The 24,103-nt window shown below is 42.9% G+C and carries 27 protein-coding genes; all 27 read left to right on the forward strand.

The window, feature by feature from the left end:
- The first annotated feature begins 27 nt into the window (after positions 1 to 27).
- The 27 genes from terS to ACMZ6Z_RS03575 all read left to right on the forward strand — a co-directional run bounded on the left by terS (position 28) and on the right by ACMZ6Z_RS03575 (position 24,069).
- Positions 28 to 759 (forward strand): phage terminase small subunit, encoded by a 732-nt coding sequence (gene terS, locus ACMZ6Z_RS03445; protein ID WP_043035857.1) that lies wholly within the window; start codon positions 28 to 30, stop codon positions 757 to 759.
- A complete protein-coding gene (locus ACMZ6Z_RS03450; RefSeq protein ID WP_416131228.1) occupies positions 728 to 2,026 on the forward strand; it encodes a PBSX family phage terminase large subunit in 1,299 nt (432 codons plus the stop codon). Before terS ends, ACMZ6Z_RS03450 begins: the two co-directional genes overlap by 32 nt.
- Positions 2,027 to 2,037: 11 nt before the next feature.
- The gene (locus tag ACMZ6Z_RS03455) at positions 2,038 to 3,549 is read left to right on the forward strand and encodes a phage portal protein (protein WP_416131229.1); all 1,512 of its coding nucleotides are present in this window, start codon (positions 2,038 to 2,040) and stop codon (positions 3,547 to 3,549) included.
- A gap of 68 nt (positions 3,550 to 3,617) precedes the next feature.
- Positions 3,618 to 5,261, forward strand: coding sequence for a phage minor capsid protein (locus ACMZ6Z_RS03460; protein WP_416131230.1), 1,644 nt, complete (start codon positions 3,618 to 3,620; stop codon positions 5,259 to 5,261).
- Positions 5,258 to 5,539 (forward strand): hypothetical protein, encoded by a 282-nt coding sequence (locus tag ACMZ6Z_RS03465; RefSeq protein WP_416131231.1) that lies wholly within the window; start codon positions 5,258 to 5,260, stop codon positions 5,537 to 5,539. The genes ACMZ6Z_RS03460 and ACMZ6Z_RS03465 overlap by 4 nt, the downstream gene beginning before the upstream one ends.
- 44 nt (positions 5,540 to 5,583) lie before the next feature.
- Positions 5,584 to 5,814 (forward strand): hypothetical protein, encoded by a 231-nt coding sequence (locus tag ACMZ6Z_RS03470; protein WP_416131232.1) that lies wholly within the window; start codon positions 5,584 to 5,586, stop codon positions 5,812 to 5,814.
- Between the two features lie 160 nt (positions 5,815 to 5,974).
- A complete protein-coding gene (locus tag ACMZ6Z_RS03475; RefSeq protein ID WP_074412922.1) occupies positions 5,975 to 6,553 on the forward strand; it encodes a phage scaffolding protein in 579 nt (192 codons plus the stop codon).
- A 28-nt stretch (positions 6,554 to 6,581) separates the two neighbouring features.
- Positions 6,582 to 7,406 carry a N4-gp56 family major capsid protein gene (locus ACMZ6Z_RS03480; RefSeq protein ID WP_416131233.1) on the forward strand — a complete coding sequence of 275 codons (825 nt, stop codon included), beginning with the start codon at positions 6,582 to 6,584 and terminating at the stop codon, positions 7,404 to 7,406.
- An 11-nt stretch (positions 7,407 to 7,417) separates the two neighbouring features.
- Positions 7,418 to 7,660: a hypothetical protein gene (locus tag ACMZ6Z_RS03485; RefSeq protein WP_044475362.1), complete on the forward strand. Its 243-nt coding sequence runs from the start codon at positions 7,418 to 7,420 to the stop codon at positions 7,658 to 7,660.
- 6 nt (positions 7,661 to 7,666) lie between these two features.
- Positions 7,667 to 7,864, forward strand: a complete 198-nt coding sequence (locus ACMZ6Z_RS03490) for a hypothetical protein (protein ID WP_416131234.1) — start codon at positions 7,667 to 7,669, stop codon at positions 7,862 to 7,864.
- 15 nt (positions 7,865 to 7,879) lie between these two features.
- Entirely contained in the window at positions 7,880 to 8,287 is a 408-nt protein-coding gene (locus ACMZ6Z_RS03495; RefSeq protein ID WP_277846842.1) for a hypothetical protein, read from the forward strand.
- A complete protein-coding gene (locus ACMZ6Z_RS03500; protein WP_044768366.1) occupies positions 8,274 to 8,615 on the forward strand; it encodes a putative minor capsid protein in 342 nt (113 codons plus the stop codon). The genes ACMZ6Z_RS03495 and ACMZ6Z_RS03500 overlap by 14 nt, the downstream gene beginning before the upstream one ends.
- A complete protein-coding gene (locus tag ACMZ6Z_RS03505; RefSeq protein WP_416131235.1) occupies positions 8,615 to 8,977 on the forward strand; it encodes a minor capsid protein in 363 nt (120 codons plus the stop codon). The genes ACMZ6Z_RS03500 and ACMZ6Z_RS03505 overlap by 1 nt, the downstream gene beginning before the upstream one ends.
- Entirely contained in the window at positions 8,974 to 9,375 is a 402-nt protein-coding gene (locus ACMZ6Z_RS03510) for a minor capsid protein (protein ID WP_043035869.1), read from the forward strand. The genes ACMZ6Z_RS03505 and ACMZ6Z_RS03510 overlap by 4 nt, the downstream gene beginning before the upstream one ends.
- Positions 9,376 to 9,837: a phage tail tube protein gene (locus tag ACMZ6Z_RS03515; RefSeq protein WP_416131236.1), complete on the forward strand. Its 462-nt coding sequence runs from the start codon at positions 9,376 to 9,378 to the stop codon at positions 9,835 to 9,837.
- Between the two features lie 61 nt (positions 9,838 to 9,898).
- A complete protein-coding gene (locus ACMZ6Z_RS03520; RefSeq protein ID WP_416131237.1) occupies positions 9,899 to 10,258 on the forward strand; it encodes a hypothetical protein in 360 nt (119 codons plus the stop codon).
- Position 10,259: 1 nt separating this feature from the next.
- A complete protein-coding gene (locus ACMZ6Z_RS03525; RefSeq protein ID WP_416131238.1) occupies positions 10,260 to 10,859 on the forward strand; it encodes a Gp15 family bacteriophage protein in 600 nt (199 codons plus the stop codon).
- 20 nt (positions 10,860 to 10,879) lie between these two features.
- Positions 10,880 to 14,476 (forward strand): tape measure protein, encoded by a 3,597-nt coding sequence (locus ACMZ6Z_RS03530; RefSeq protein WP_416131239.1) that lies wholly within the window; start codon positions 10,880 to 10,882, stop codon positions 14,474 to 14,476.
- Complete coding sequence (locus tag ACMZ6Z_RS03535; protein ID WP_416131240.1) at positions 14,476 to 15,972, forward strand: distal tail protein Dit; 1,497 nt, start codon at positions 14,476 to 14,478, stop codon at positions 15,970 to 15,972. Before ACMZ6Z_RS03530 ends, ACMZ6Z_RS03535 begins: the two co-directional genes overlap by 1 nt.
- 3 nt (positions 15,973 to 15,975) lie before the next feature.
- Positions 15,976 to 18,921 (forward strand): phage tail spike protein, encoded by a 2,946-nt coding sequence (locus ACMZ6Z_RS03540; RefSeq protein WP_416131241.1) that lies wholly within the window; start codon positions 15,976 to 15,978, stop codon positions 18,919 to 18,921.
- 11 nt (positions 18,922 to 18,932) lie between these two features.
- Positions 18,933 to 20,957: a DUF859 domain-containing protein gene (locus ACMZ6Z_RS03545; protein ID WP_416131242.1), complete on the forward strand. Its 2,025-nt coding sequence runs from the start codon at positions 18,933 to 18,935 to the stop codon at positions 20,955 to 20,957.
- 15 nt (positions 20,958 to 20,972) lie between these two features.
- A complete protein-coding gene (locus ACMZ6Z_RS03550) occupies positions 20,973 to 21,416 on the forward strand; it encodes a DUF1366 domain-containing protein (RefSeq protein WP_044981550.1) in 444 nt (147 codons plus the stop codon).
- A complete protein-coding gene (locus ACMZ6Z_RS03555) occupies positions 21,397 to 21,615 on the forward strand; it encodes a hypothetical protein (RefSeq protein WP_044475373.1) in 219 nt (72 codons plus the stop codon). The genes ACMZ6Z_RS03550 and ACMZ6Z_RS03555 overlap by 20 nt, the downstream gene beginning before the upstream one ends.
- A 3-nt stretch (positions 21,616 to 21,618) precedes the next feature.
- Positions 21,619 to 21,897 carry a hypothetical protein gene (locus tag ACMZ6Z_RS03560; RefSeq protein WP_141666873.1) on the forward strand — a complete coding sequence of 93 codons (279 nt, stop codon included), beginning with the start codon at positions 21,619 to 21,621 and terminating at the stop codon, positions 21,895 to 21,897.
- 4 nt (positions 21,898 to 21,901) lie between these two features.
- Positions 21,902 to 22,129, forward strand: coding sequence for a phage holin (locus tag ACMZ6Z_RS03565; protein ID WP_416131243.1), 228 nt, complete (start codon positions 21,902 to 21,904; stop codon positions 22,127 to 22,129).
- 128 nt (positions 22,130 to 22,257) lie between these two features.
- A complete protein-coding gene (locus ACMZ6Z_RS03570; RefSeq protein ID WP_416131244.1) occupies positions 22,258 to 23,703 on the forward strand; it encodes a peptidoglycan amidohydrolase family protein in 1,446 nt (481 codons plus the stop codon).
- 171 nt (positions 23,704 to 23,874) lie between these two features.
- A complete protein-coding gene (locus ACMZ6Z_RS03575; RefSeq protein ID WP_170238637.1) occupies positions 23,875 to 24,069 on the forward strand; it encodes a Paratox in 195 nt (64 codons plus the stop codon).
- The last annotated feature ends 34 nt before the right edge of the window (positions 24,070 to 24,103 follow it).

The raw sequence follows: 24,103 nt of genomic DNA on the forward strand, positions 1-24,103 counted from the left end.
AAACAAATAAAAGCAGGAGGTTTAGGCTTGGGTAGAGCAAGAGACCCCAACCGAGACAAAGCATTTGAAATCTATTCAGAGAACAATGGAAACATTGAACTGGTTGAGATTGCTGAGCGTTTGGGTGTTTCAGCTGGCACTGTCCGAGGTTGGAAAAGTAAAGACAAATGGGAACCTAAAATAAAAGGAACGTTCCAAAAGAAAAATACGGAACGCTCCAAAAATCCAAGGGGTGCTCCAAAGGGTAGCAAGAACGCTCTAGGACACGGAGCCCCTAAGGGAAACACTAACGCCCTCAAACATGGTCTGTTTGCTAAGTATCTGCCACAGGAGGTGTATGAGATAGCACAGGAGCTATCAGACAAACAGCCAATAGACATACTCTGGGAAAACATTACGCTGACCTATGCTAATCTACTGCATGCTCAGCGTATTTTATTTGTCCAAGATGTGGAGGATAGCGATACCTTTGTTACTAGCACAGGCAAAGCTGGTACAGGCTATGAACATCATACGGCATGGGATAAGCAAGGGAAAGCCCTAGCTGCAATAGCAAGAGCCCAGTCAGAGCTTAAAAGCATGATTAAGACCTATGATGAGTTGACACGCTCATCACTTGTCACAGAGGAGCAACGCCTGAGAATTGACAACCTCAAGGCACAGCTTGGCTCAGATGATGAAGATGATACGGTCATTACTGGATTTACATTTGATAGGAGTGAGTACAATGGCGATACTGAACCTAGCAAAGTTGATTAACCCAGTATTTGATGAGGTGCTCTTTACACCCAAGAGCCATATTGTGTTAAAAGGGGGGCGAGCCTCTACTAAGTCATCTGTTGTCTCTATTGATCTAGTAAATGACTTTATTAGTGACCCTTTGGGTAATGTGGTAGTCCTACGGAAAGTGGGAAAGTACCTGAGAATGTCTGTCTATGAACAGATAAGATGGGCCATTTATGAGATGGGGCTAGCCAATCAGTTTAAGTTTGGTAAGTCACCGCTACAGATTACCCACAAGAAAACAGGTACAGCTTTTTACTTTTACGGTGTAGATGACCCAATGAAACTCAAATCACAGAAGATAGCCAAAGGCTATGTCATGTCTGTATGGTTTGAGGAATTGGCAGAATTTGCAGGGCGTGAGGACATTGATATAGTTGAGGATACCTTTATCCGTCAAGAGTTGCCTGATGGTAAACAGGTCAAGGTCTATTTCACATACAACCCACCACGCAACCCTTATGACTGGATAAATGAATGGGTAGCTGAGAAAGCAAGTGACCCAACTTACCTGATACATCACAGCACCTATCTTGATGATAGGCTAGGCTTTTTGTCTAGGCAGATGAAAGAGAAGATAGAAAGGTACAAGGAAACAGACCCTGACTATTACCGCTGGATGTACTTAGGAGAAGTTGTAGGACTTGGTAATCATGTTTATAACATGAACTACTTTAAGCCACTACACAGCCTGCCTGATGATGACAAGCTGATAGGTATATCATTTGCCCTAGATACAGGACACCAGCAATCAGCTACGGCCTGTGGGGCTTATGGATTGACTGCCAAAGGTAATGTTATCTTGCTTGATACGTTCTACTATTCACCAGCTGGCAAGACAATCAAGAAAGCACCTAGTGAGCTAACTGTGATGATCCATGACTTTATAGACAAGGTCATGAAACAGTACAGAGTGCCTAAGCTCAAGATGACTATTGATAGTGCGGAGGGAGCTTTGAGAAATCAATACTTTAAGGACTATGGCGAACGCTGGCACCCAGTGGCCAAGAAGAAAAATCAGACCATGATTGACATGGTTATCAGCTTACTAGCTGAGGGACGCTTTTACTACCTTGACATCCCTGCTAACAGGGTATTCGTCGAGGAGCATAAGATGTACCGCTATGACGACAAGACTATCAACTCTGATGACCCTAAAGTTATCAAGGAAGAAGACCATACGGTAGATGAGTTTAAGTATTTTGTCCTAGACAACGCTAGGGAGCTAGATTTGAAAGCCTAAAGGAGCTAACAATGGGAATAGTACAAACTATCAAGAATTTCTTTACAAGGAGTAAGTATGTGATGACCACACAAAACTTAACTAATATCACAGACCACCCTAAAATAGCGGTGTCTAGTGCAGAGTATGACCGTATCAGGGAAAATCTCAAGTATTTTGCAGGGCGTTATCCACAGATTGAGTATAAAGATAGCAACGGCACAAAGCAAAAGCGAGATTTTAACCATTTACCAATAGGCAGGACAGCCTCTAAGAAGATTGCAAGCCTAGTCTTTAATGAACAGGCTGAAATCAAGGTAGATGATGAGAAAGCTAATGAATTTATTCAGGACCAGCTACAGAATGACCGCTTTATCAAGAACTTTGAACGTTACCTAGAGAGCTGTTTAGCTCTTGGTGGACTTGCTATGAGGCCCTATGTAGATAAGGACAAGGTAAGGGTAGCATTTATTCAAGCCCCTGTATTTCTGCCTCTCCAGTCAAACACTCAAGATGTTTCTAGTGCTGCTATCATCACTAAGACAATCAAATCAGAGGGAAACAAGCAGAAGTATTACACACTGATTGAGTTGCATGAATGGAGCAAAGATGACAAGTACACGGTAACCAATGAGCTCTACAAGTCTGATAATCAGAATATTGTGGGAGCTAGGGTACCACTGGCTGAACTCTATGAAGATTTGGAAGAAGTCGCTGACTTGAACGGTCTGAGCCGTCCATTGTTTACCTATCTCAAGACACCTGGAATGAACAACAAAGATATTAACAGTCCACTTGGGCTATCTATCTTTGATAATGCCAAGACTACGATTGATTTTCTTAACACTACCTATGATGAGTTCATGTGGGAAGTTAAAATGGGTCAGCGTAGGGTGGCGGTTCCTACTCAGATGATTAAAACTGAGTACAACACAGATGGTGAGAAAGTCACAGTCAAGCGTGAGTTTGAAACAGGTCAGAATGTCTATGAACAGTTTGACTCTGGAGACATGGACAAGGGTATAGGTATCACAGACCTTACAACCCCTATCCGCTCTGATGACTATATCAAGGCAATCAATGAGGGTCTGTCCCTCTTTGAAATGCAGATAGGCGTATCAGCTGGCATGTTTACCTTTGATGGTAAGAGCATGAAGACAGCTACTGAGATTGTCTCAGAAAACTCTGACACTTACCAAATGCGTAACAGTATTGTCAGTCTAGTTGAGCAATCCCTAAAAGAGCTGATTATCTCCATGTTAGAGCTTGGGAAAGCCTATCAACTCTATAAGGGCAATATCCCAGACATGGACGCTATCAGCATTAACCTTGATGATGGTGTCTTTACTGACCGAAATGCTGAGCTTGACTACTGGATTAAGGTAGTTAACGCTGGCTTTGGTACTGATGTCATGGCTATTGAGAAAGTGCTCAACGTGACCCCTGAGAGAGCTAAGGAAATCAAGGCTGAAATCAGTGGCAATGCTATCAGCGAGGCTAACGACGGCAGGAGTGATGAAGATGTTGAAATTTATGGTAATTGATAGGCTGAGGCGTTTATTTGGAATAAAAAGCCCAAGCTGGCTAATAACTAAAGGACTTGCAAGAGCTTATGAAAGAGAAGAAACCAATCAAGCTCAATGATGAGCAGCTAATGCTTGACGCTAGTCAGGTTGCAGACATCTATCATCAGCTTACTCTGGATCTATTTGACCAAGTTATAGACCGTATCAAAGAGCGTGGTTCTGCCAGTCTTGATGACAATCCCTATATCTGGCAATTAGAGAAGATGAATGAGATGGGGCTGCTAAATGAGGACAACCTCAAGCTCATTTCAGACCGCTCAGGAATTGCTGAGGAACAGCTAAGGTATGTCATCCAAAATGAGGGCTATCAAATCTACAAGAACACCAAACAACAGCTTTTAGAGGCTACTGGTGGTGGTGATTTTGTGACTAACAGCCTCATACAGACTAATCTTGCAGCTTATGTCAATCAGACCATGGGAGATATTAACAACCTTATCAATACCACGCTACCAAAGAGCGTGAGAGAGGTTTACCAGTCTATCATTGAGGAGGCCACAGCAAAAGTTGTCACAGGTTTAGCAACATCAGACAAGGCTATTTCTGATACAGTCATGAAATGGGCCCAAAAGGGCTTTTATGGCTTTACCGATAGTCAAGGGAAACATTGGAAAGCTGATACCTATGCTAGACAGGTTATCAAGTCAACAGCTTGGCGTGTCTATCGTGAGGTCAGAATGGCTCCAGCTGAGGAATTAGGGATAGATACCTACTACTATTCCAAGAAAGCCACAGCAAGGGAAATGTGTGCCCCTCTACAACATCAGATAGTCACTACTGGAGTTGCTAGAACTGAAAAGGGTGAGCGTATCCTAGCATTATCAGATTATGGATACGGATCAGCTGGAGGATGTCTTGGTATCAACTGTTACCATGAAATCACACCTTTTGTGGTCGGTGCTAACTACAAACCTGATTTACCAGACAATCTCAAAGACTTAACGCCTGAACAGGCTATCGAAAACGCCAACGTACAAGCCAAACAGAGAGCCCTAGAGCGGTCTATCAGACAATCCAAGGAATTTCTGCATGTTGCAGAGAAACTTGGAGACCAAGAACTGATAGACAAGTATAAGAACAAGGTCAGGGTGCAGCAGGGAGCTATGAGAGACTATCTCAGACAGCACCCATTCCTAAACCGTGATTATTCTAGGGAGAAATACTACTACAATGATGATACGGTTAAAAAATTGTATAAATCTATTGACAAACGTTCTAAAAAGGAGTATTCTGAAATACTACAAAATTTGGGAAATAAAGCACCCAAGTCTTATAGTGATTTCAAGTCATTAAGTGGCTCTGAGAAAGAGTCCTTGAGATACGACAATAGGATTGTCAATTATTTCAAGGGAGATATTCAAGAGAAACTGTCTGAGAAACAGAAACAGCAGGCAGTAGAGGCATACTTTAATTTCAAAAATGACGGTATAGTGTTTGGAGACCATGCGATAGCACGCTACATAGAGCGTATGAGACGCAATGATGGTACATTTACCTATAACTATGAAACGGTTAAAACAGCCTTTTCTCTACCTCCTAACTATGTATCAGAACAGAATGGTAGACTTGCTAGATACTATAACGGCATTCTTTACATTACTGAACCTGATACAGATATTGTAGTGACTATGATGAAACGTAAAAAACTGAAAGGATTTAAGCCATTATGAAATACAGTCAGCAAGTATTAGACATGCTCAATCAAGCAGTCAGTGGTCAGATTGATAATTTTTGGGATTTTTCCTTTAAGTTTAACGCTCTTTTTGGAGAAGATGAGGAGTTTGCAGAGGCTTGGGACAATGAAAATCCTGAAATGTTTGACGTTCTAAACGACTTTGAGCTAATGATGTTTTTAGAGGAACATGATCCAAGCGATAAGCAAGGTTTTATCAACTTTCTAACGCCTTACTACGAAAAGGCAAAGCAATTAGTAAAACTCAGTGCTTAGTTCAATCTAGGCACTTTTCTTGTACCCAAAAACAGGAGGAAACCATGAATAAACGCATTAAGAAAAAGAAAGCATTTGAGATTAAAGTAGCAGCACTTACCGCTCACGCTGTTATTCTTGAGGAGTCTATCAAATCTCTAAAACGTGAAAATGATAACTTACGAGATATTGTTGAGTTAAACGCACAAGCCACCAACAACCGTTTTGATACAGTCGAGGCGGACATTAAAGCTCTCAAAAAGACGCAGAAAAGGTCTTGGTTTAGTCGCAAGTAAGGAGGTGATCACTCATCTTGACTGGTAGGAAAGACTACTTGAAACTACTCAAAAATACTTAAACCGTCTGGATTTCCAAACGGTTTTTATTTTGCCCTGGATATGGCGTAAAAGTGTCTGTATCTCAGTCCCTCGTGACGTAAAACAAAGGAGTTAAGACATGAGTCTTAAACGTGAGATGTTGGTTGACGCAGGTATCACAGATAACAGCGTGCTAGATAATATCATGCAAGCGTACGGTGCAGGTATTGAAAATGCGAAAGCACAGGCTAAGTCTGAGGTACAGGCAGAAAACGACAGCTTAAAACAACAGCTTGAGCAACAGAACCAAGCTATCAAGGACTTGCAGGCTAAAGAGGGAGCTAGTAAGGAAAGCAAGCAGCAGCTGGCAGACTTACAGGCTCAATTTGACCAGTACAAGACTGATAGTGAGACTAAACTTGCTCAGGTCACAAAAACAAACGCTGTAGCCCTTGCTTTGAAAGATGTGGGAGCTTACAACTCAGAGGACTTGATGAAGTTCATTGACCTAGACAAGATTGAGCTAGGGGAAGATGGAAAGCCTATCTTAGAGGACACAATCAACAACCTCAAAGAGTCAAGCCCTTATCTATTCCAGAGTGGAGATCCACAGCCTAACCCTAAGATTTCTGTTGGAGGCAATCCAGCCGCTGGTAGTGGTGATGATGGTCTTTCAGCAGAAGATAAAGCACTGTTTGCAGGCTTTGATAGCGTGTAAACCCAAAAAAGAAAAGAGGTAATTTTACATGGTAATAAACTATGCAGCTAAATTTGATAACAAAGTTGATGAACGCTTTACTAAAGAGGCCCTCTCAACTGGCATTATCAACCAAGATTTTGATTTCACAGGCGTTGACACAGTCAAGGTCTACTCAGTTCCAACATCAGGAATGAACGATTACAAGACTACAGGACAGAACCGCTACGGTACAGCTGAGGAACTTGGTAACACCGTTCAAACTATGGTACTCAAGAAAGACCGTTCTTTCACTTTCACCATTGACAAAAAATCTGAACAAGACACTAATGGTGTCATGGAGGCAGGTAAAGCTCTTGCACGCCAGCTCTCAGAAGTTGTTATCCCAGAAGTTGATACCTACCGCTTTGCAACTATCGTAGCTGGTGCAGCCCCTGAACACATCAAGACAGCAGCAATCACCAAAGATGACGCTTATGAGGCAGTCCTAGATGGTCAGGTAGCTCTTACAGACGCACTCATCCCAACAGCAGGCCGTGTCTTGCATGTATCTCCTAAGTTCTACAAACTTATCAAACTTGACCCAACCTTTGTGAAAAACTCTGACCTTGGGCAAGAAATCACAATCAAAGGTCAAGTAGGTATGATTGACGGCTTGCCAGTTGTCCTTACACCTACATCACGCTTGCCACAAAATGTAGAGTTCATCATTGCTCATCCTGTGGCAACTACATCTCCTGTTAAGTTGGAAGACTACAAGATCCACGACAACCCACCAGGAATTAACGGTAAACTCGTTGAGGGTCGTATCCGTTATGACGCTTTTGTCCTTGACAACAAGAAAAAAGCTATCTACGTTCACAAATCAGCGTAAGGAGGTAAGTAATGGCTAGAAAGAAAGCTGAGGAAACCACAGAGGAAGTGGTGGAAACACAAGAAGTAGCTGAGGAAACAACAGAGGAAGTGGTGGAAACACAAGAAGTAGCTGAGGAAACCACAGAGGAAGTGGTGGAAACAGTTTCTATCAAAAAGTCAGTCACTTTAACTAAAGATGGGGTATCATTTACCCTGTCTGACCCTATCATGATTTCAGCCTTTGAGAACCAAGGCTATGAAGTGGAGGAATAACGAAAAATGGCAAAATTCAAAGCAACATCAAACGTGGTTTTTGTTATTGATGGCAAAGAAAAGCATTTTGATGAAAATGGTGTATATGACATGGAAGTAAAGACAGCTGAGGAGCTAAATGCTAAAGGGAAACTTACTCACCCCAAACTCAGTCCATTCTTTGAACGTGTCGAAGAAGAAAAAGCAGCAAAGGCGGAGAAATAACACCGCCTTTTTTAATTGGAGGTGGTTACTATCGCTTATTTAACTGAAAAAGAATTTGAGGACTTTGGTTTTGATGAAGTTGAGGACTTTGACAAATTACTAAAGAGAGCTGAGGTGTCTGTCAACCTCTTTCTTAATGGTTTCTATGACTTTGTGGACTTTGAGAAAGAAATTGAGCACAGAAAGCAGGCTGTCAAAATGGCAACAGCTTTCCAAGTGGCTTATCTGGACGCCAGCGGTATCATGACTGCTGATGACAAGCAATCAGTAGCCAGCGTGTCGCTTGGTCGTACCTCTGTCAGCTACAGAGACACTTCTCAGACATCTTTGGAAAGTGCTAGGTATAATTTATCACTTGACGCTCTGAACGCTCTGAAAGGAGCAGGATTTGGCTACAGGGGGGTAGGTTATGACAGACATTGACAAGCGTTTGTTAGTTGATACTGTGACAATCCAAAAAACCACAGAGGAATTAGATGGCTGGGGTAAGGCTGTATTAGCTGATCCAGTCACTCTGAGTCATGTTAGGTTTGATAGACAGTATCAAGTCCAAGGGACGCAAAACAACCGCAAAGAGTCCAAACCTAGCCTTTTGTTTGTGTATCCTAAATATTGCCCAGTAGTCCTAGACAAAACCTTTGAAAATGCCATAGTCAAAGACGGAGAGACAGAGTACAGGGTTACTACTGTAGTTCCTGTCAGCTATCCTCATAATAAGAAAATCTTTTGTTATGAGCTGGAGTGTATCTGATGGGGACTAGCGTTTCTGTCAAAATTGACCTAAAAGGCATTGAGAAAAAGGTATCATCATCAGCCTTGGCCAAAGGTAAGCTAGCTATTGCTAATCAGATGATGATTGACATGCAACCATTTATCCCACGAAAAAGTGGAGAATTAAGTGGTAGCGGTCAAGCTACACGAGATGGGGTAAGATACCCTGGACCTTATGCAAGAGCCCAATTTTACGGATCTAGCTACAACAAGCGTAGGAGCTTTACTTTTAGCCGTTACACCACTCCTGGAACAGGTAAGCGTTGGGATTTGAAAGCCACAGCATTACACGTTAAGGATTGGGGTAAGACTGGTCTTAGAGCAATGGGAGTTAAAGCATGAACAACAACGATTTTTCAGAAGTCCTTAGAGATTTCATCAACACACTAAACCTACCTCTGACTTGTAGACTTGATTACTTGTCAGAGAAAGAGGGCTTAGTCCTCTATCCTTTACCTGGTGGCAAGGTTGAAAAAGAGTACATGAACGGTAAGCAAGATATTAGTCTTGTATTTGAAGTGGCAATCAAAACCACTGATCACCAAAAGACAAGCTCTATCCTGTGGGCTATCAACTATGCTCTTGCTGATTTCAACCTAGAGCTACCTAGTCAAAATAATTCATATCAATTCAGAGGCCTTGAAGTATCACAGCCATTCCTTAATGACCGTGATGACCAAGGCTTTTATGTTTACATGCTGGATATTACAGCACGTTTAGAAACAAATGGAGGAAATTAAATGCCAAAAATGAAAAATGCCAAGCGTAAACACTATGTAGCGCCTTGGTTATCAACAGCACCAGCAACCGAGCCAGCCGCTGACGCTTGGAAATGGCTTGCTGACGGTGTCACTACCGCTGAGGTTGAAAGTGACGAAGAAACAGATGATGTAGCATACTACAACGGTGACGGTACGCCAGAAACTACCGTGGTATCTGTCAAATATGGTTATACCTTTGAGGGTGACTATATCAAAGAAGACGCAGCACAGAAAATCATTGCTGATATGCGGTTTGCTACTGGTGAACAACGTAAAGTATGGTTTAAGGTAGTTGACGCTGACGGTAAAACTCAATACGTAGCACCTGCCACGGTCTCTGAAATCAAAATCGGAGGCGGAGAGGCTGCTGAGTATGAGGCTTTTGAGTGCACTATCAGCTGGAACTCAGTACCTAAACAATCTGCTGTAGTCGGTGGATAAAGTAGCTTAGGGGAGTGATTGTGCTCCCCTTTTTATTTTTGATTAGTAGGAGAAAAACAAAATGGTAGTAATTAAAAAGCGTAACAATGCAATCCCTGTAGATTTTGGTGAGTTCACCCTTGAATTTGTAGCCAATGATAAGAATATCCACAAGATGGAAGCTATCGGCAAGAAACTCAAAAAAGAGGGCGAAGAATTAGCCAAAACAGAAGACAGCAAAGCCTTTGAAGTGCTACAAGGCATGGTACAAGAGTCATGGACTGAGCTTTTTGACAAAGAGGCTTATGACAAGGTTTATAACTTCTCTGACGGCTCTACGGTCGATACTATGGCTTACTTGCTTGAGGCTATCAATGGTGTCATCAATGAATGGGAACAACGTAACAACGGGGACGCTCTCAAAAAGTATTTAGGTGACTGATATGCTGGACTTATCAAGGAAATTGACAGATGAGTTAGTCCTTGGTGATGATGTGTATCCAATGAACATAGCTTTTAACAAGGTTTTGAAAGTTATGGAGCTGATCAATGATGATGAGTTTGATGACATCTACAAGCCTTATCTAGCTATTCAGATGTTTACTGGTGTTGATTTTACGGAGGCTTTAGCCCCTGAACAAGCAACGGCTATCTTTAAGCTAATTTTTGAGGAACACATCAGAATTATTTCAGCTAAAGAAACCGCCCCAGTGCTTGACCTAGCAGGCAATCCAATCAAGAGTAAGATACGCTCTAAAAGTCAATCAGAAGACGGTGAGCGACTCTTTAGCTTGAAGTATGACGCTGAGTATATTTACTCATCATTCATGCAGGCATACGGAATTGATTTGATTGACGCTCAGAACAGCCTACACTGGAAAAAGTTCAACGCTCTACTAAATGGGCTCCCCAGTGATACTAAGTTTGCTGAGGTGCTCAAAATACGCTCTTATAAGCCACAAAAAGGCGATAGTAAGAAGTATAAAGAGAGTATGAAACGGCTCAAGAAAGAGTATGCACTGCCAAAAGATTTTGACTACTGATCAGGAAAGGAGAGAAAACTATGGCAGATGGTTCAGTTACTATCAAGGTTGACCTAGACGGTTCTAGTGCCCAGTCAGGAGTCAGCAAATTAAAAACCTTGTTAGGTGGACTAGAAAGCACAGGCTCAAAAGTTGGGTCTGTTTTTAAGTCGGTTTTAGGAGCTAACCTGATTAGTTCTGCTCTCACTACTGGTATAGGTGTCGTTACTGGTGGTATCCGCGACATGGCTGGTGAGTTAACTAGCTCACAAAAATCATGGAAGACTTTTGAGGGAAACCTACAAGCATTTGGTCGCTCTCCTGAGGTCATCAAAGCAGCTAAGACTGAAATGCAAGACTTTGCCACCAAGACCATTTACTCAGCCTCTGACATGGCTAGCACTTACTCTCAATTAGACGCAGTAGGGACTAAGAATGTTGGTAGCTTGGTTAAGGCTTTTGGTGGTCTTGCAGCCTCAGCAGAGAACCCAGCCCAAGCAATGAAGTCATTATCAACCCAAGCAACACAGATGGCAAGTAAGCCTAAAGTTGCTTGGATGGACTTTAAGATTATGATGGAACAAGCTCCCGCTGGTATGGCGGCAGTTGCCAAAGAGATGGGCATGTCTACCGCTGAACTGGTTGCAGCCGTTCAAGATGGTAAGGTCAATACAGAGGAGTTCTTTGACGCTATGAACCGTGCAGGGAACTCTGACGCTTTCCAAAAGATGGCTACGGAGTTCAAAACAGTTGACCAGGCTATAGACGGGGCAAAAGAAAGCCTGTCTAATAAGCTCATGCCAGCCTTTGAGAAACTCAATCAGTTTGGTATCAAGGCGGTCAATGCTCTATCTGACGCTCTTGAAAAAATCAACTTTGACAAGCTAGCTGATGGTTTAGGTAAGTTCCTAGACGGTATTAACGTTGAGGGCATTATCACCAAAGTCAGCGACTTTATTTCAGAGCTGGTGGCTAAGGTTCAAACGTTTTGGAGTGCCTTTGCTAACACTGGGGCAGTAACGGCTTTTGTCGGTGCTATTCAGAGTATCGCAGGGGCTATAGGTCACGTTTGGGAGAGCTTGACAGCTACAGAAGTGCTGACCACTTTGGGAACAGTGCTAGGGAACGTGGTTAAGTGGCTATCTCAGGCTGCAACCGCAGTAGCTGACTTTATTTCAGGCTTAGACCCTGGAACTATTCAGAATGTAGCTACAGCCATTGTGGGAATTGGTACAGCTCTACTAGGTATCAAGGCAGGGGTTAAGATTGCCAAGACCCTTAAATCTGCCTTTGACTTTGGTAAGACCCTAGTATCATTGGTTAGCAATATCCTAGGTCTTACTGCTGCTCAAGCGGCTAATGCTGGTGCAAGTGCTGCAATGAGTGCAGGTAATACCGCAGTCGGAACAACAGCGTCCGCTAGTGCTGGTTCTGTCATGAGATTGGGTGCCGCAGTCCTTATGATTGGGGCAGGGGTCTTGATGGCAGCCGCTGGGGTTTATGTTTTGGTTCAGGCTGCTATGCAACTTGCCTCAGCTGGAACTGGTGCACAAATTGCAATGGTTGCTATTATAGCAGGTATAGCTCTGTTAGCAGCGGGAGCAGCTGCACTAGGTCCAGCGTTGACAGCAGGAGCCGTAGGTATTCTTGCCTTTGGTGCAGCCGTTGCTCTTATCGGTGCTGGTATTGCAGTTGCAGCGCTTGGTATTTCAGTCCTAGTCACGGCTATTGCTGATGGCTTGACTAAAATCATAAACGCTGTATCTGCTAACGCTCCACAGATTGTAATGATTATCCAGGCTATGGCTAATGCAATCAGTACAGCAATGAATGGCATAGCTGGAATTATCACAGCCATTGGTGGAGTCATTGCAACAGCTTTACAGGGCATTGCTAGTATCATCATCTCAGTTGGTGTGTCTATCAGTGTTGCTGCTCAGGGTATCGGTCAAGGTATCGCAACAGCCCTCAGTGGAGTTGCAGGGGTTATTAGTGCTGTAGGCTCTGCTATCAGTGCAGCTCTGCAAGGTATCGCTAACATCTTTACCTCAGTTGGGCAAGCAGTCTCAACAGCAGCACAAGGCATAGGCAAAGGCGTTGAGAGTGCTTTTAATGGCTTAGCTAATGTCATCAACTCAGTAGGAAATGCTATAAAGGGCGTCCTAGACGGTCTTGCCAATGTGTTTAACTCTATTGGTAACGCTGCTCAAAAGGCAGGGAACGGGTTCAAGCAGTTAGCGCAAGGTGTGGTAATGATTACCAATACAAACCTTGGAGACATGGCAGCCTCTCTAGCAGCGGTTGCTATTGGAGTTGGTAAGATTTCAGGAGCAAGTGCTGGCATGGCTAGCGCTGGTGCAGGTATGAGGTCTCTTGGACAAGGGCTAAGCATGATACAGTCCAGCGGTACTAGTGCAGTATCAGTCTTGACATCAATGGCTAGCTCTATTCCTAGCATTTCATCATCAATCACAGGGCTTGCCCCAGCTATGACTACAGCAAGTGTAGCTATGAGTGCCTTTGCTACATCAGTCATGGCCTCTTTTGCAGGCTTGGCAGGGTCAACTGCTAGTATTTCTGCTTTGCAAGGTCGATTAACGGCATTGTCAGCCTCAATGATGATGGCACAAGCTGGATCTGCTACAATGTCAGCAGGTTTTTCAGCGGTCTCTGCTGTTATTGGTGCCCTTGGTGGCATACTTGGAACAGTACCAGCTAGATTTACAGCTATTACCACATCAGCAATGATGGCACGGACATCAATCATGCAACTAGCTACATCAGCTCCTATGGTTGCCTCAGGTTTTGCCAGCATTTCAAGTGCTGCAACATCAGCAATGACTCAGCTAAATTCTGCTGTACGCTCTGCTATGACACAGGCAGTATCTACCATGCGTTCAAGTATGCAACAGATGGTATCTGTTGTAAGGCAGTCAGCTGGTCAAATGACGCAAGCAGGACAGCAGGCAGGGCGTGGCGTTTCAAATGGTGTGACAAATGGTATCCGTTCTGGCATTGGATCAGCTACGGCTGCAATGTCTGCCATGGTAAACGCAATCCGCTCAACAGCAATGGCTGGAGCTGGAGCTATGCGTGGAGTTGGTGCTATGATTGGGCAAGGTTTGGCTCAAGGTATGTATTCAGCTTTGGGAGCTGTGACAGCCGCAGCTAATGCCTTAGTAGCACAAGCCGAGAGAGCAGCACAGGCTAAAGCTAAAATCCATTCACCATCACGCCTGTTTAGGGATAATGTGGGTCGATACATTGCCCAAGGTATCGCTGTAGGTATTGAAAAAAATACCTCTGATGTGACTGACAGCCTAGCCTATGTCCAAAAAGAGATGTCAGCCTTTAAGTTTGGTGCTGAGGAGTTGCTTGGCTTAGGCAATAGTTCTCTGTCTAGTCAATTCAAGCTCAAATCCATCACAGAGCGTGCAGAAATGAGCCAAATTGAGATTATCAGAGACCAAGCAGACCAAGCACTCACCAGAGCTCTTGAAGTTGCTGAGCAAGCCGTCAAGCGTCCTGTTAACATGGTTCTTGATGATGGTACTCTTGTTGCCAAGATTGGACAACCAATGACGAACTACCAAAATGACAAAATTAAGATTGATAACATGATGAGGGGGATTGTCTGATGAATAATGACACTATCACTATTAACGGATTTGACCTCTCTGAGGTTATCCGAATTATTGAAATTATCCGCCCTGTTGGCAATGAGCGTAGCATTGAAACCAATGACGCTCCACTCTTGGGAGTGAATTTGCAGGAAGTAAGAACAGGGGCTAAGTTTATCAAGGTCAAGTTTGCCATGCAAGAAAGAGATGGCATGACACTTGAACAAGCTAAACACACTTTGGCAGGGGTATTCAATACCTCTGAGGCTGTCAGGATTGTTATCTCTGATGAGCCTGATAAGTATTATATGGGACTTGTTACAGGCTCTGTGGACATGGACAATGTGACAAGATGGTTCCAAAAGGGAGAATTTGAGCTACTAATACCTGACGGAGTAGCCCATAGCACCACTTACCGTGTTTTCGATAATGGCACAGTATCATCTGACAAGATTGTTTTCAATCTGATCAATGATGGCAACGTGCCAGCTTTCCCTGTGGTTACAGTCAAGAATAATGCCGAAAATGGCTACATTGGTTTAGTCAATACCAGCGGTGCTCTTGAGGTTGGTGACCGTGAGGAGGCTGATACTGTACAAGCTAAACAGTCTGAGCTACTCTTTGACTACCGTGACAGTAAAATCACCAATGGTCTTAGTGCAGCCGCAAAGAACGTGGCTATTTTGAATGACACATCACAGAGTTTGAGAGGTACCGTGGCAAGTGTGGACTGGTCAGGACGCAAGCATTTGTTTTTACAAAATGCAGGAGGCACGACTGGAAATAATGCAGGTAGTTTGACATGGAATATCCCAGCAGATAGCTCAGGAGCTACAGGCTCTTTGAATGATTACATCTGGTGGCGTCAAGTTTTTTGGCTTGGTGCCGCTAACCAATACGGCTTTATCAAGCTGACCGTCTCTGATGAACAGGGGCGGTTTTTGTATGGAGTGGAAACCTTTAAGCGTTACAACGGTCTAGGTTGTGAGTATAACTTTATGGCTACTGACGGTAAAGGTGGGTTCAACATGATTAAACAGTGGACTTTCACAGGGACTCACTTAGATAGCCAAAATCCATTCAATGAGCCTAGAGGTTGGTCAGACCTCAAGCGAAATGATGACAAGGTAACCGTCTTTTGGTGGGGTTCTTACAATACTTTTGTTATTCCTGAAATCAAGGGTAGAAAGTCAGCTAAAGTCCATGTAGCCTTTGGGGCCTTAGGTAATAAACCATTGGTAGCTAGGATGTACTTGGACAGTATTTTTTACCGAAAAGACTTTGTTTCTGTGACAAAGGATATTCCTAACCGTTATCCGATTGGCTCAAACATTATTCTTAATAGCGAGAATGACACAGTTACTGTGGACGGATTGGAGCGTATTGTGGACATTGTCCACGGCTCCACGTTTCTTACTATTCCACCTGGCAGGTCTACTCTTGAGGTCTATTCCTCAAGCTGGGTCAGGACAAAGCCCACAGTCAAGATAGAATTTGAAGAAAGGTACTTATAGCTTATGTTATTGACAATCCATGACGCAAGTTTGAGAAAAGTTGCTTTTATTGATAATGATAAACAGGCTACGCTGAATTATTTCAACGATACATGGACTAGGTACCTTGAAACAGGTTCTAGTACATTTGATTTCACAGTATTCAAAAAAGCCATCATTTCAGATGTGGGGCGTAAACGTGCCTACAACTATCTGAATGAGAAAGCCTTTGTTTCATTCCAGTACAAAGGCAAGACTTATCTACACACGATCCGCAAAATTGAGGAAAATGAGCAAGTTATCAAGTGTTATGGTATCAATCTGAACCTTGAGCTTATCAATGAGTATGCAAATCCATATAAAGCACCTAAGGCTATGACTTTCAAAGAATACTGTGACGCTATGGACTTGCTAAACTTTACATTCTTGAAAATTGGGGTAAATGAGATTTCTACTCAGAAAATCTCTGCTGAGTGGGAGGGGACAGACACCAAACTCAACCGTCTACTCAGTCTAGCTAAGAAATTTGGTGCAGAAATTGAATTTGACACTCACCTTAACGCTGATAGCTCCATAAAGTCTTTTGTTGTCAATGTCTATCATGAGAATGATGACGATCATCAAGGAGTAGGGCGTGTCAGCCCTACTATTTTGAAGTATGGCAAAAACCTCAAGGCACTTACTAGGACGGTTGATAAAACTAATGTCTACAACATGATTAGACCAACTGGTAAAGATGACCAAGGTAACACGGTCACTATCTCAGGTCTTGGTGCATGGTCTGTCAATAACTCTAAAGGGGAACGTGAATTTTATCAGGCAGGAGAGGGGTTATATGCTCCTCTTTCTATGCAGATGTATCCAGCAGCCTTTACAAGTGGCACAATGGGTGACCAGTGGATAAGAAAGGATATGACTGTAGAGAGTTCAAATCCTGAGGTTATCCGCTCAACAGCGTACCGAGAGCTTAAAAAGAACTGTTATCCAGCTGTTACTTACGAGGCGGAGGGATTTGCTGACCTTGAAATAGGGGACACTGTCCAAGTTTATGATGACGGCTTTAGTCCTGTTCTATTGCTTGAAATGAGGGTGTCTGAGCAAACCATTAGCTTTACCAATCCTAAGAACAACAAGACAACCTTTTCAAATGCTAAGGCACTTGAAAATCTCTTATCTCAGGGTATTCAGGAGCGTCTAGATCGTATGATTGAAGACGCTAAGCCTTATACCGTAAAGGTCTCCACCAATAACGGCACAGCCTTTAAGAATGGGCAAGGACAATCAGTTGTGACACCTACTCTGATGAAAGGCAACAAGGTCATCAATAGTGGCTGGCGTTGGGTTGTCAACGGTGAGATTAAAGCAACTAGCCCTACATATATTGTCAAAGCTGCTGACATCAATCAGACTATGGTGCTGACTATCGCTGCATGGATTGATAATCAAGAAGTAGCCTCTGAACAAATCACATTCCTAAACGCCTCTGACGGTCTAAAAGGTGATAAAGGAGACCCTGGACCACAAGGCTCTCAAGGTGAGCGTGGTTTGCAAGGCTTACAGGGTATTCAAGGTCCCAAAGGTGACCAAGGTATCCCTGGAGCTAAGGGAGCAGATGGACGAACTCAGTACACCCACATTGCCTATGCTGACACTGACTCTGGTAGTGGTTTTAGCCAGACTGACCAATCCAAAGCATATATAGGTATGTATCAAGATTTTATTGCTACCGATAGTACCAATCCAGCAAGTTACCGCTGGTCACGTTGGAGAGGTGCAGATGGACAAAACGGTAGAGATGGCGCTCAAGGAATACCAGGTAAACCAGGTGCTGATGGAAGAACGCCATATTTTCACCGTGCATGGTCTAACTCTGCTGATGGCCGTGATGGCTTTAGTACATCAGATAGTACTAACAAACGTTATCTAGGAACTTTGACTGACTTTACTGAGGCAGATAGCCAAGATCATACTAAGTACAAGTGGACGGCACTATTTGATAACACACAGCTTGGTAGCCGTAATTTTGCATTATTGACGGCAACTCAGACAAACGGAAATCAAGGGCGAATTTACACATTATCAGGAGAGGCTCTCAAGTGGCTAACCACTCAGCAGCTTTTTCTTACGTTTGATTATGTTGCCTCAACTGATGTCAAAGGGTTTAGGCTTAATCGTGTTATCAAATACAACAATGGTACTGGTGACCAGTGGGATTTCACCACTAATGACAAGGTTCTAGGTAAGCAATACATAGACACTAGTTCAGTTAAAAGTGGTACATATTCCCAACCGTGGCAATGGAAATCCTACACGAACTCCAGAACTAGTGACCTCATTAAGGAAATTTTCTTAAATCTCAATTTTGAGAGTGGTTCAAGTGGTACAGTAATCATCTCAAATCTTAGGGTCAACACGGGGACAGTATCAATGGACTGGATACCAGCGGTTGAAGATGTCAGTAATGATATTGACAGCAAAGCTGACCAAGTCCTAACCCAAGAGCAACTTAACGCACTAAATGAGAAAGCAGGTATTATCCAAGCTGAATTAGAGGCTAAGGCTAGTGCTGATACACTGGACAACTGGATTAAAGCCTATCAAGACTTTGTCAAAGCTAATGACACGGCTAGGGCACAGGCAGAAAAGGATTTGATTTCAGCTAGCCAACGTGTTTCCACGATTGCTAAAAACCTTGGAGAACTTTCTGACCGCTGGAATTTCATTGATACCTACATGAGTTCATCAAATGAGGGACTGGTGATTGGTAAAAATGACGGTAGTTCAAGTATGATGTTCAATCCAAATGGCCGTATTTCCATGTACTCGGCAGGGGTGGAGGTCATGTATATTTCTCAAGGGGTTATCCATATTGAAAATGGTATTTTCTCCAAAACTATTCAGATTGGACGGTTCAGAGAGGAGCAGTACCATCTCAACGCTGACATGAATGTAATTAGATATGTTGGATAAGGAGGTAAACAATGGCTGAATTTTGGTCAAATAATGATAGAGGTTATCGGATTAGATTGTGGATTGACCAAACCTCACAAAATATCGCAGGGAATAGTAGTCAGGTTAGAGTTAGACTTGCTCTTTTGAATACTACTACAACTTTTGCTCAGTATAATTGCTCAGCATATGTTGACTTAAATGGTCAGAGATTGAATTGGTCAGGTGCTCCAAGCATGACAGGGTATAATTCAACAATCATGCTGATTGACCAAACTATTACGGTTGGGCATAATGCTGATGGTACAAAAACATTTGGTTTGATGGCGAGTTTCTCAGGTAGTGGTGGTTGGTCACCGGGCACTCTTACCATTGGAGGTAATGCGTTTACTCTTACTACAATCCCTCGCTCAAGTTCGGTAAGTGTCAGCTCTGGTGTTATTGGTAGTGCAGTTACTATCAATATCAATCGTCAAAGCTCTAGTTTTAAGCACACAGTACGCTATGTTTGGGGAAATAAACAGGGGACAATAGCAAGTAATGTAGATACATCTACTACTTGGACTATCCCTCTTGATTTTGCCAACGATATTCCAAACTCAACAAGTGGGACTGGCACAATCTACGTCGATACTTACTCTGGTTCAACCAAAACAGGGACGCAGTCAACGATACTCACAGCTAGTGTGCCAGCTAGTATAAAACCAACTTTTACAGGGGTTACTTTAGCTGACCATAACACAGCGGCCCAATCCTTGATACCAGGTAATACTTTTATTCAGGTCATTTCTAATATCAAGGTCACTTTTGATGGTGGTGCAGGCTCCTACGGATCAACTATCACAGGCTATAAAGCTGAGATAGTCGGAAAGAACCAAACAACCAACGTGAACGGAGGCACATTGGGTATCATGAACTACAACGGAACCATCACAGTCAGAGCAAGTGTCTCTGATAGTCGTGGTCGTTGGTCAGATACTAAAGATGTATCTGTGACTGTGCTTGAGTATTTTGCTCCTGCCCTTAGCTTTAGCATTGCAAGGACAGGCTCAACATCAAGTACATTGACTGTCACACGAAATGCAAAAGTAGCTCCATTGTCAGTAGGTGGCGTACAAAAAAATACCATGACACTCTCTTTCAAAGTTGCTAGGTTAGGAACAACTACCTACACGGCAGATACAGGCCCAGCAGCTGGTTCATGGACGAGTTTAGCAAGTCTTACCAACTCACAGGCTAACCTATCAGGGAGCTATGTAGCTAATCAGTCTTGGGTTGTCATTGGCACTCTTGCTGATAGATTTACTCAGACTGAGTTTGCTGTAAATGTGGCTACAGAAAGTGTGGTCTTTTCTTATGACCGCTCAGGGGTTGGTGTCAACAAAATTAGGGAGCGTGGAGCACTTGATGTCAACGGAGACATCTATGCTAATAACAATCCAATTCAGCAACACCGTATGACTCAGAATGACGGTCGAGCATTTTCAGACCCTAGTGGGACTTGGGAAACAACTGTTACAGGATTTACCATAAAAAACACAAGTGGTCCTAATCCAGCTGGCGATTGGGGCTTATTACAAAATATATGGTCAGATACCAAAAAGACATTTCAGTTATTTTTTGGGTTTAATGGTCGTATTTTCACAAGGCAGTCCTACGACGCTAATAGCTGGAAGTGGCGTGATTGGAGGGAGTTTGCTTTCACTGATCACCCACTATTACAAGAGAAACCTCTCAGGACTGTTACACAAGGTATGCCGTATGGTCTAAATGCCACAATAACAAGGAAAGACAACCTAGTGACAATTACACTTAACAGACGAATTACAAATATTGATGTATTTGAATATCGTGAGATGTTAGAAACTATCCCAAGTGGATATAGACCAACCGTAGAAGTTCACATGGTTATTGTGCCAAATTCAGGCTCAGTTACAAAATCACCATCTGTATTGCATTTTTCATCTGATGGAAAAATTAGATTTACAAATGGAACTAGCGGACAACATGTGTACACTGGCACTCTAACCTATGTCACTAATGACCCTTATCCATAAAAGAAAGGAAATACCATGAAATTTGAATATGGTTCAAAATCACAAGAATATGACGCTAGTGGTACAGCGTCCGCCACCAAGGTCATGCTAGTTAATTCAGATGGTGCTAGCGTGCCTATTTTTTTACCTCCTGACAAGATTGACTTATCTAATACTGAGCTACTTGAGTTAGCTCTGGAAGTCATCTATCAGGAAAACTTTCCTATGCGTGCTGAAAATGAGAAGTTCAATGAGATTGGCGAAAAAATCGCTAAGTATGATGAGCTGATTGAGAAGTCTCAAAAGGCAATCAAAGACCTTGAACAAGCCACAGAGGAGGCAAAGTTAGGGACTGTTAAGAATGAGCAGGCGGTCAACAGGGCTGTATCTGAATTGACAGAACTTGTTATGGGTGTTCTTGCTAGTATTTCTCCAGTTGAAGAAGTAGAGGAGGGAACGCATGAAGAACTTACTGAGTAACCTAATCTTAGGTACTGCTTTAATCAAGAAAGGAACTTTTACAATGAAATTCACTAAAAAACATCAGATCGTCAAATCTTGGGTAGCTCTTGTAGTTGCTGGAACTTATACCGTTGACCAAGTGCCAAAACTTTTCAATCTACGAGAAGTAGTAGTTGAGGTGCTATCAGAACAAGCTGCTGAACCAAAGGAGGAGTAACATTTGAGACCTGAATACCAAATGCTGATTACCATTGGAGGTTTTGTCATCACGGTATATGGTTTCTATAATGTGTTGAAAGCTAAGAGTATTGAACAAGCTACAAAGGTCAATACTCTTGAGCTTAAAATCTCTTTCTTGGAGCAAACCATCAAAGACCATACACGGCGACTAGATGACCATGATAAACAAAATCAGGCCCTTGTTGCCATGACCGAACAGATGAAGAACTTGACAGAGGATGTCAGAGAGTTAAAGACCATGATCAAAGAAAGGAATTGAAGTGATGAAGATTAACTGGAAACTACGCTTTAAGAATAAAGCTACTCTAGCTGCAATCATTGCCACAGCAATCTTGCTAGCTCAACAGCTAGGCTTGAAATTACCTGATAACATCAATGATGTAGCCAATACAGCTCTTACCTTGCTTGTATTACTTGGGGTTATATCTGACCCTACCACATCAGGTCTGTCTGATAGTGAGCAAGCCATGAACTACAACGTTCCAAAATAGGAGGCATAGCATGAGGAAATTGGGAAAAATTATCTTGATAATTTTTGGGGCACTATCATTAGTGCCTCTTTCTTTTTTGCTCCTCATGCTTTCCCCTTTTATTCAAATTTTTCTAAAGGAGGAAGACAATGGCAGTAAATATTGAGGCAGCTATTGCCTGGATGTCAGCACGAGTAGGCAAGGTTACCTACTCCATGGATTACCGTAACGGTCCAGGGTCTTACGATTGCTCCAGTTCTGTCTACTACGCTCTGATGAGCGCAGGAGCTATCTCAGCAGGATGGGCGGTCAATACGGAGTATGAGCATGATTGGCTTATCAAAAACGGATATAAGCTCATTGCAGAAAATCAAGACTGGGACGCTAAGCGTGGTGATGTCTTTATTTGGGGGAAACGTGGACAGTCAGCAGGGGCTGGTGGTCATACTGGTATTTTCGTTGATCCAGATAATATCATCCACTGTAACTATGCCAACAACAGCATTACCATCAACAACTACAATCAAACAGCGGCAGCTAGTGGTTGGATGTATTGCTATGTTTACCGCTTGGCTAACCAAAGTACGCCCTCAACATCAGGAAAAACCCTTGATACATTGGTTAAAGAGACTCTTGCTGGAAAATACGGAAACGGAGATCAGCGGAAAGCAGCTCTTGGTAATCAATATGAGGCTGTCATGGCAGTCATCAATGGCAAAGCTACGGCACCTAAAAAGACGATTGACCAACTGGCTAAAGAGGTAATTGCTGGTAAGCATGGCAACGGTGAAGACCGTAAAAAATCCCTTGGTCCTGACTATGACGCAGTCCAAAAACGTGTAACTGAAATCCTGAAAGGTAGCACATCAGGAAATACCCCTAAAACGCCCTCTGACGCTCCAAAAAGCGAGGTGGTAAATTCCTCCACTGAGACTAAAACGGAAGAAACTGAGGCAACTGGTAAAGTGACAGAGCCAAAAATTGTCAAAGAGGCAGGTGACTTGTCCTTTAACGGTGCAATCCTGAAAAAATCTGTCCTTGATGTTATCCTTGCTAAGTGTAAGGAACACAATATCCTACCTAGCTACGCTATCACCGTTCTACACTTTGAGGGGCTTTGGGGCACCTCAGCCGTAGGTAAGGCAGATAACAACTGGGGAGGCATGACATGGACTGGCAAAGGAGAGCGTCCAAGTGGTGTGACTGTCACCCAAGGAACAGCAAGACCAGCTAACGAGGGTGGACATTATATGCACTATGCCTCTGTAGATGACTTTCTCACAGATTGGTTCTACCTGCTACGTTCAGGAGGTAGCTACAAGGTATCAGGAGCTAAAACCTTTAGCGAGGCTATCAAAGGCATGTTTAAGGTTGGTGGTGCAGTCTATGACTACGCTGCTACAGGCTATGATAATTACCTGGTAGGGATGTCAAGCCGTCTGAAAGCTATTGAGGCTGAAAATGGATCACTAACCAAGTATGATACTGCTACCGTCAATAATGTCGGTAGCACAGACAAGATTGAGGTCAACATTGAGGGGATTGAAATTTCTATCAATGGTGTTACCTACACACTTTCAAAAAAACCAGTTTAAGATAAGACACAGAAAGCCCTTAGGTTGTTACACCTAAGGGCTTTTTTTCGTGCTCAAGATACAGTAGGAAACAGAAGAATACAGTAAAAATACAGATTTTTAGATATTATTTTCGATTTTAATTCAAAAAAACAAACTTTTTGCGAATTAACAGATAGGAGGTAATAAACTATGTTACATTATGACGAATTAAAACAGGCGATAGATGGAGGATATATTACAGGCGACAAGGTCAACATTGTCAGAAAAGAGGGTAAGGTCTTTGATTTTGTTCTTCCTGATGAGCCTGTCAGACCTTGGGAGGTAGTAACCTCTGAAAGTGTGGCAGACATCTTGAACGAATTAAGACAACAAGAAGACCTTTGATTTTTCAGAGGCTTTTATCAATTCCCCTGTTTTA

It is taken from the genome of Streptococcus pluranimalium (assembly GCF_047785705.1).
Taxonomy (GTDB): Bacteria; Bacillota; Bacilli; order Lactobacillales; family Streptococcaceae; genus Streptococcus; species Streptococcus pluranimalium_A.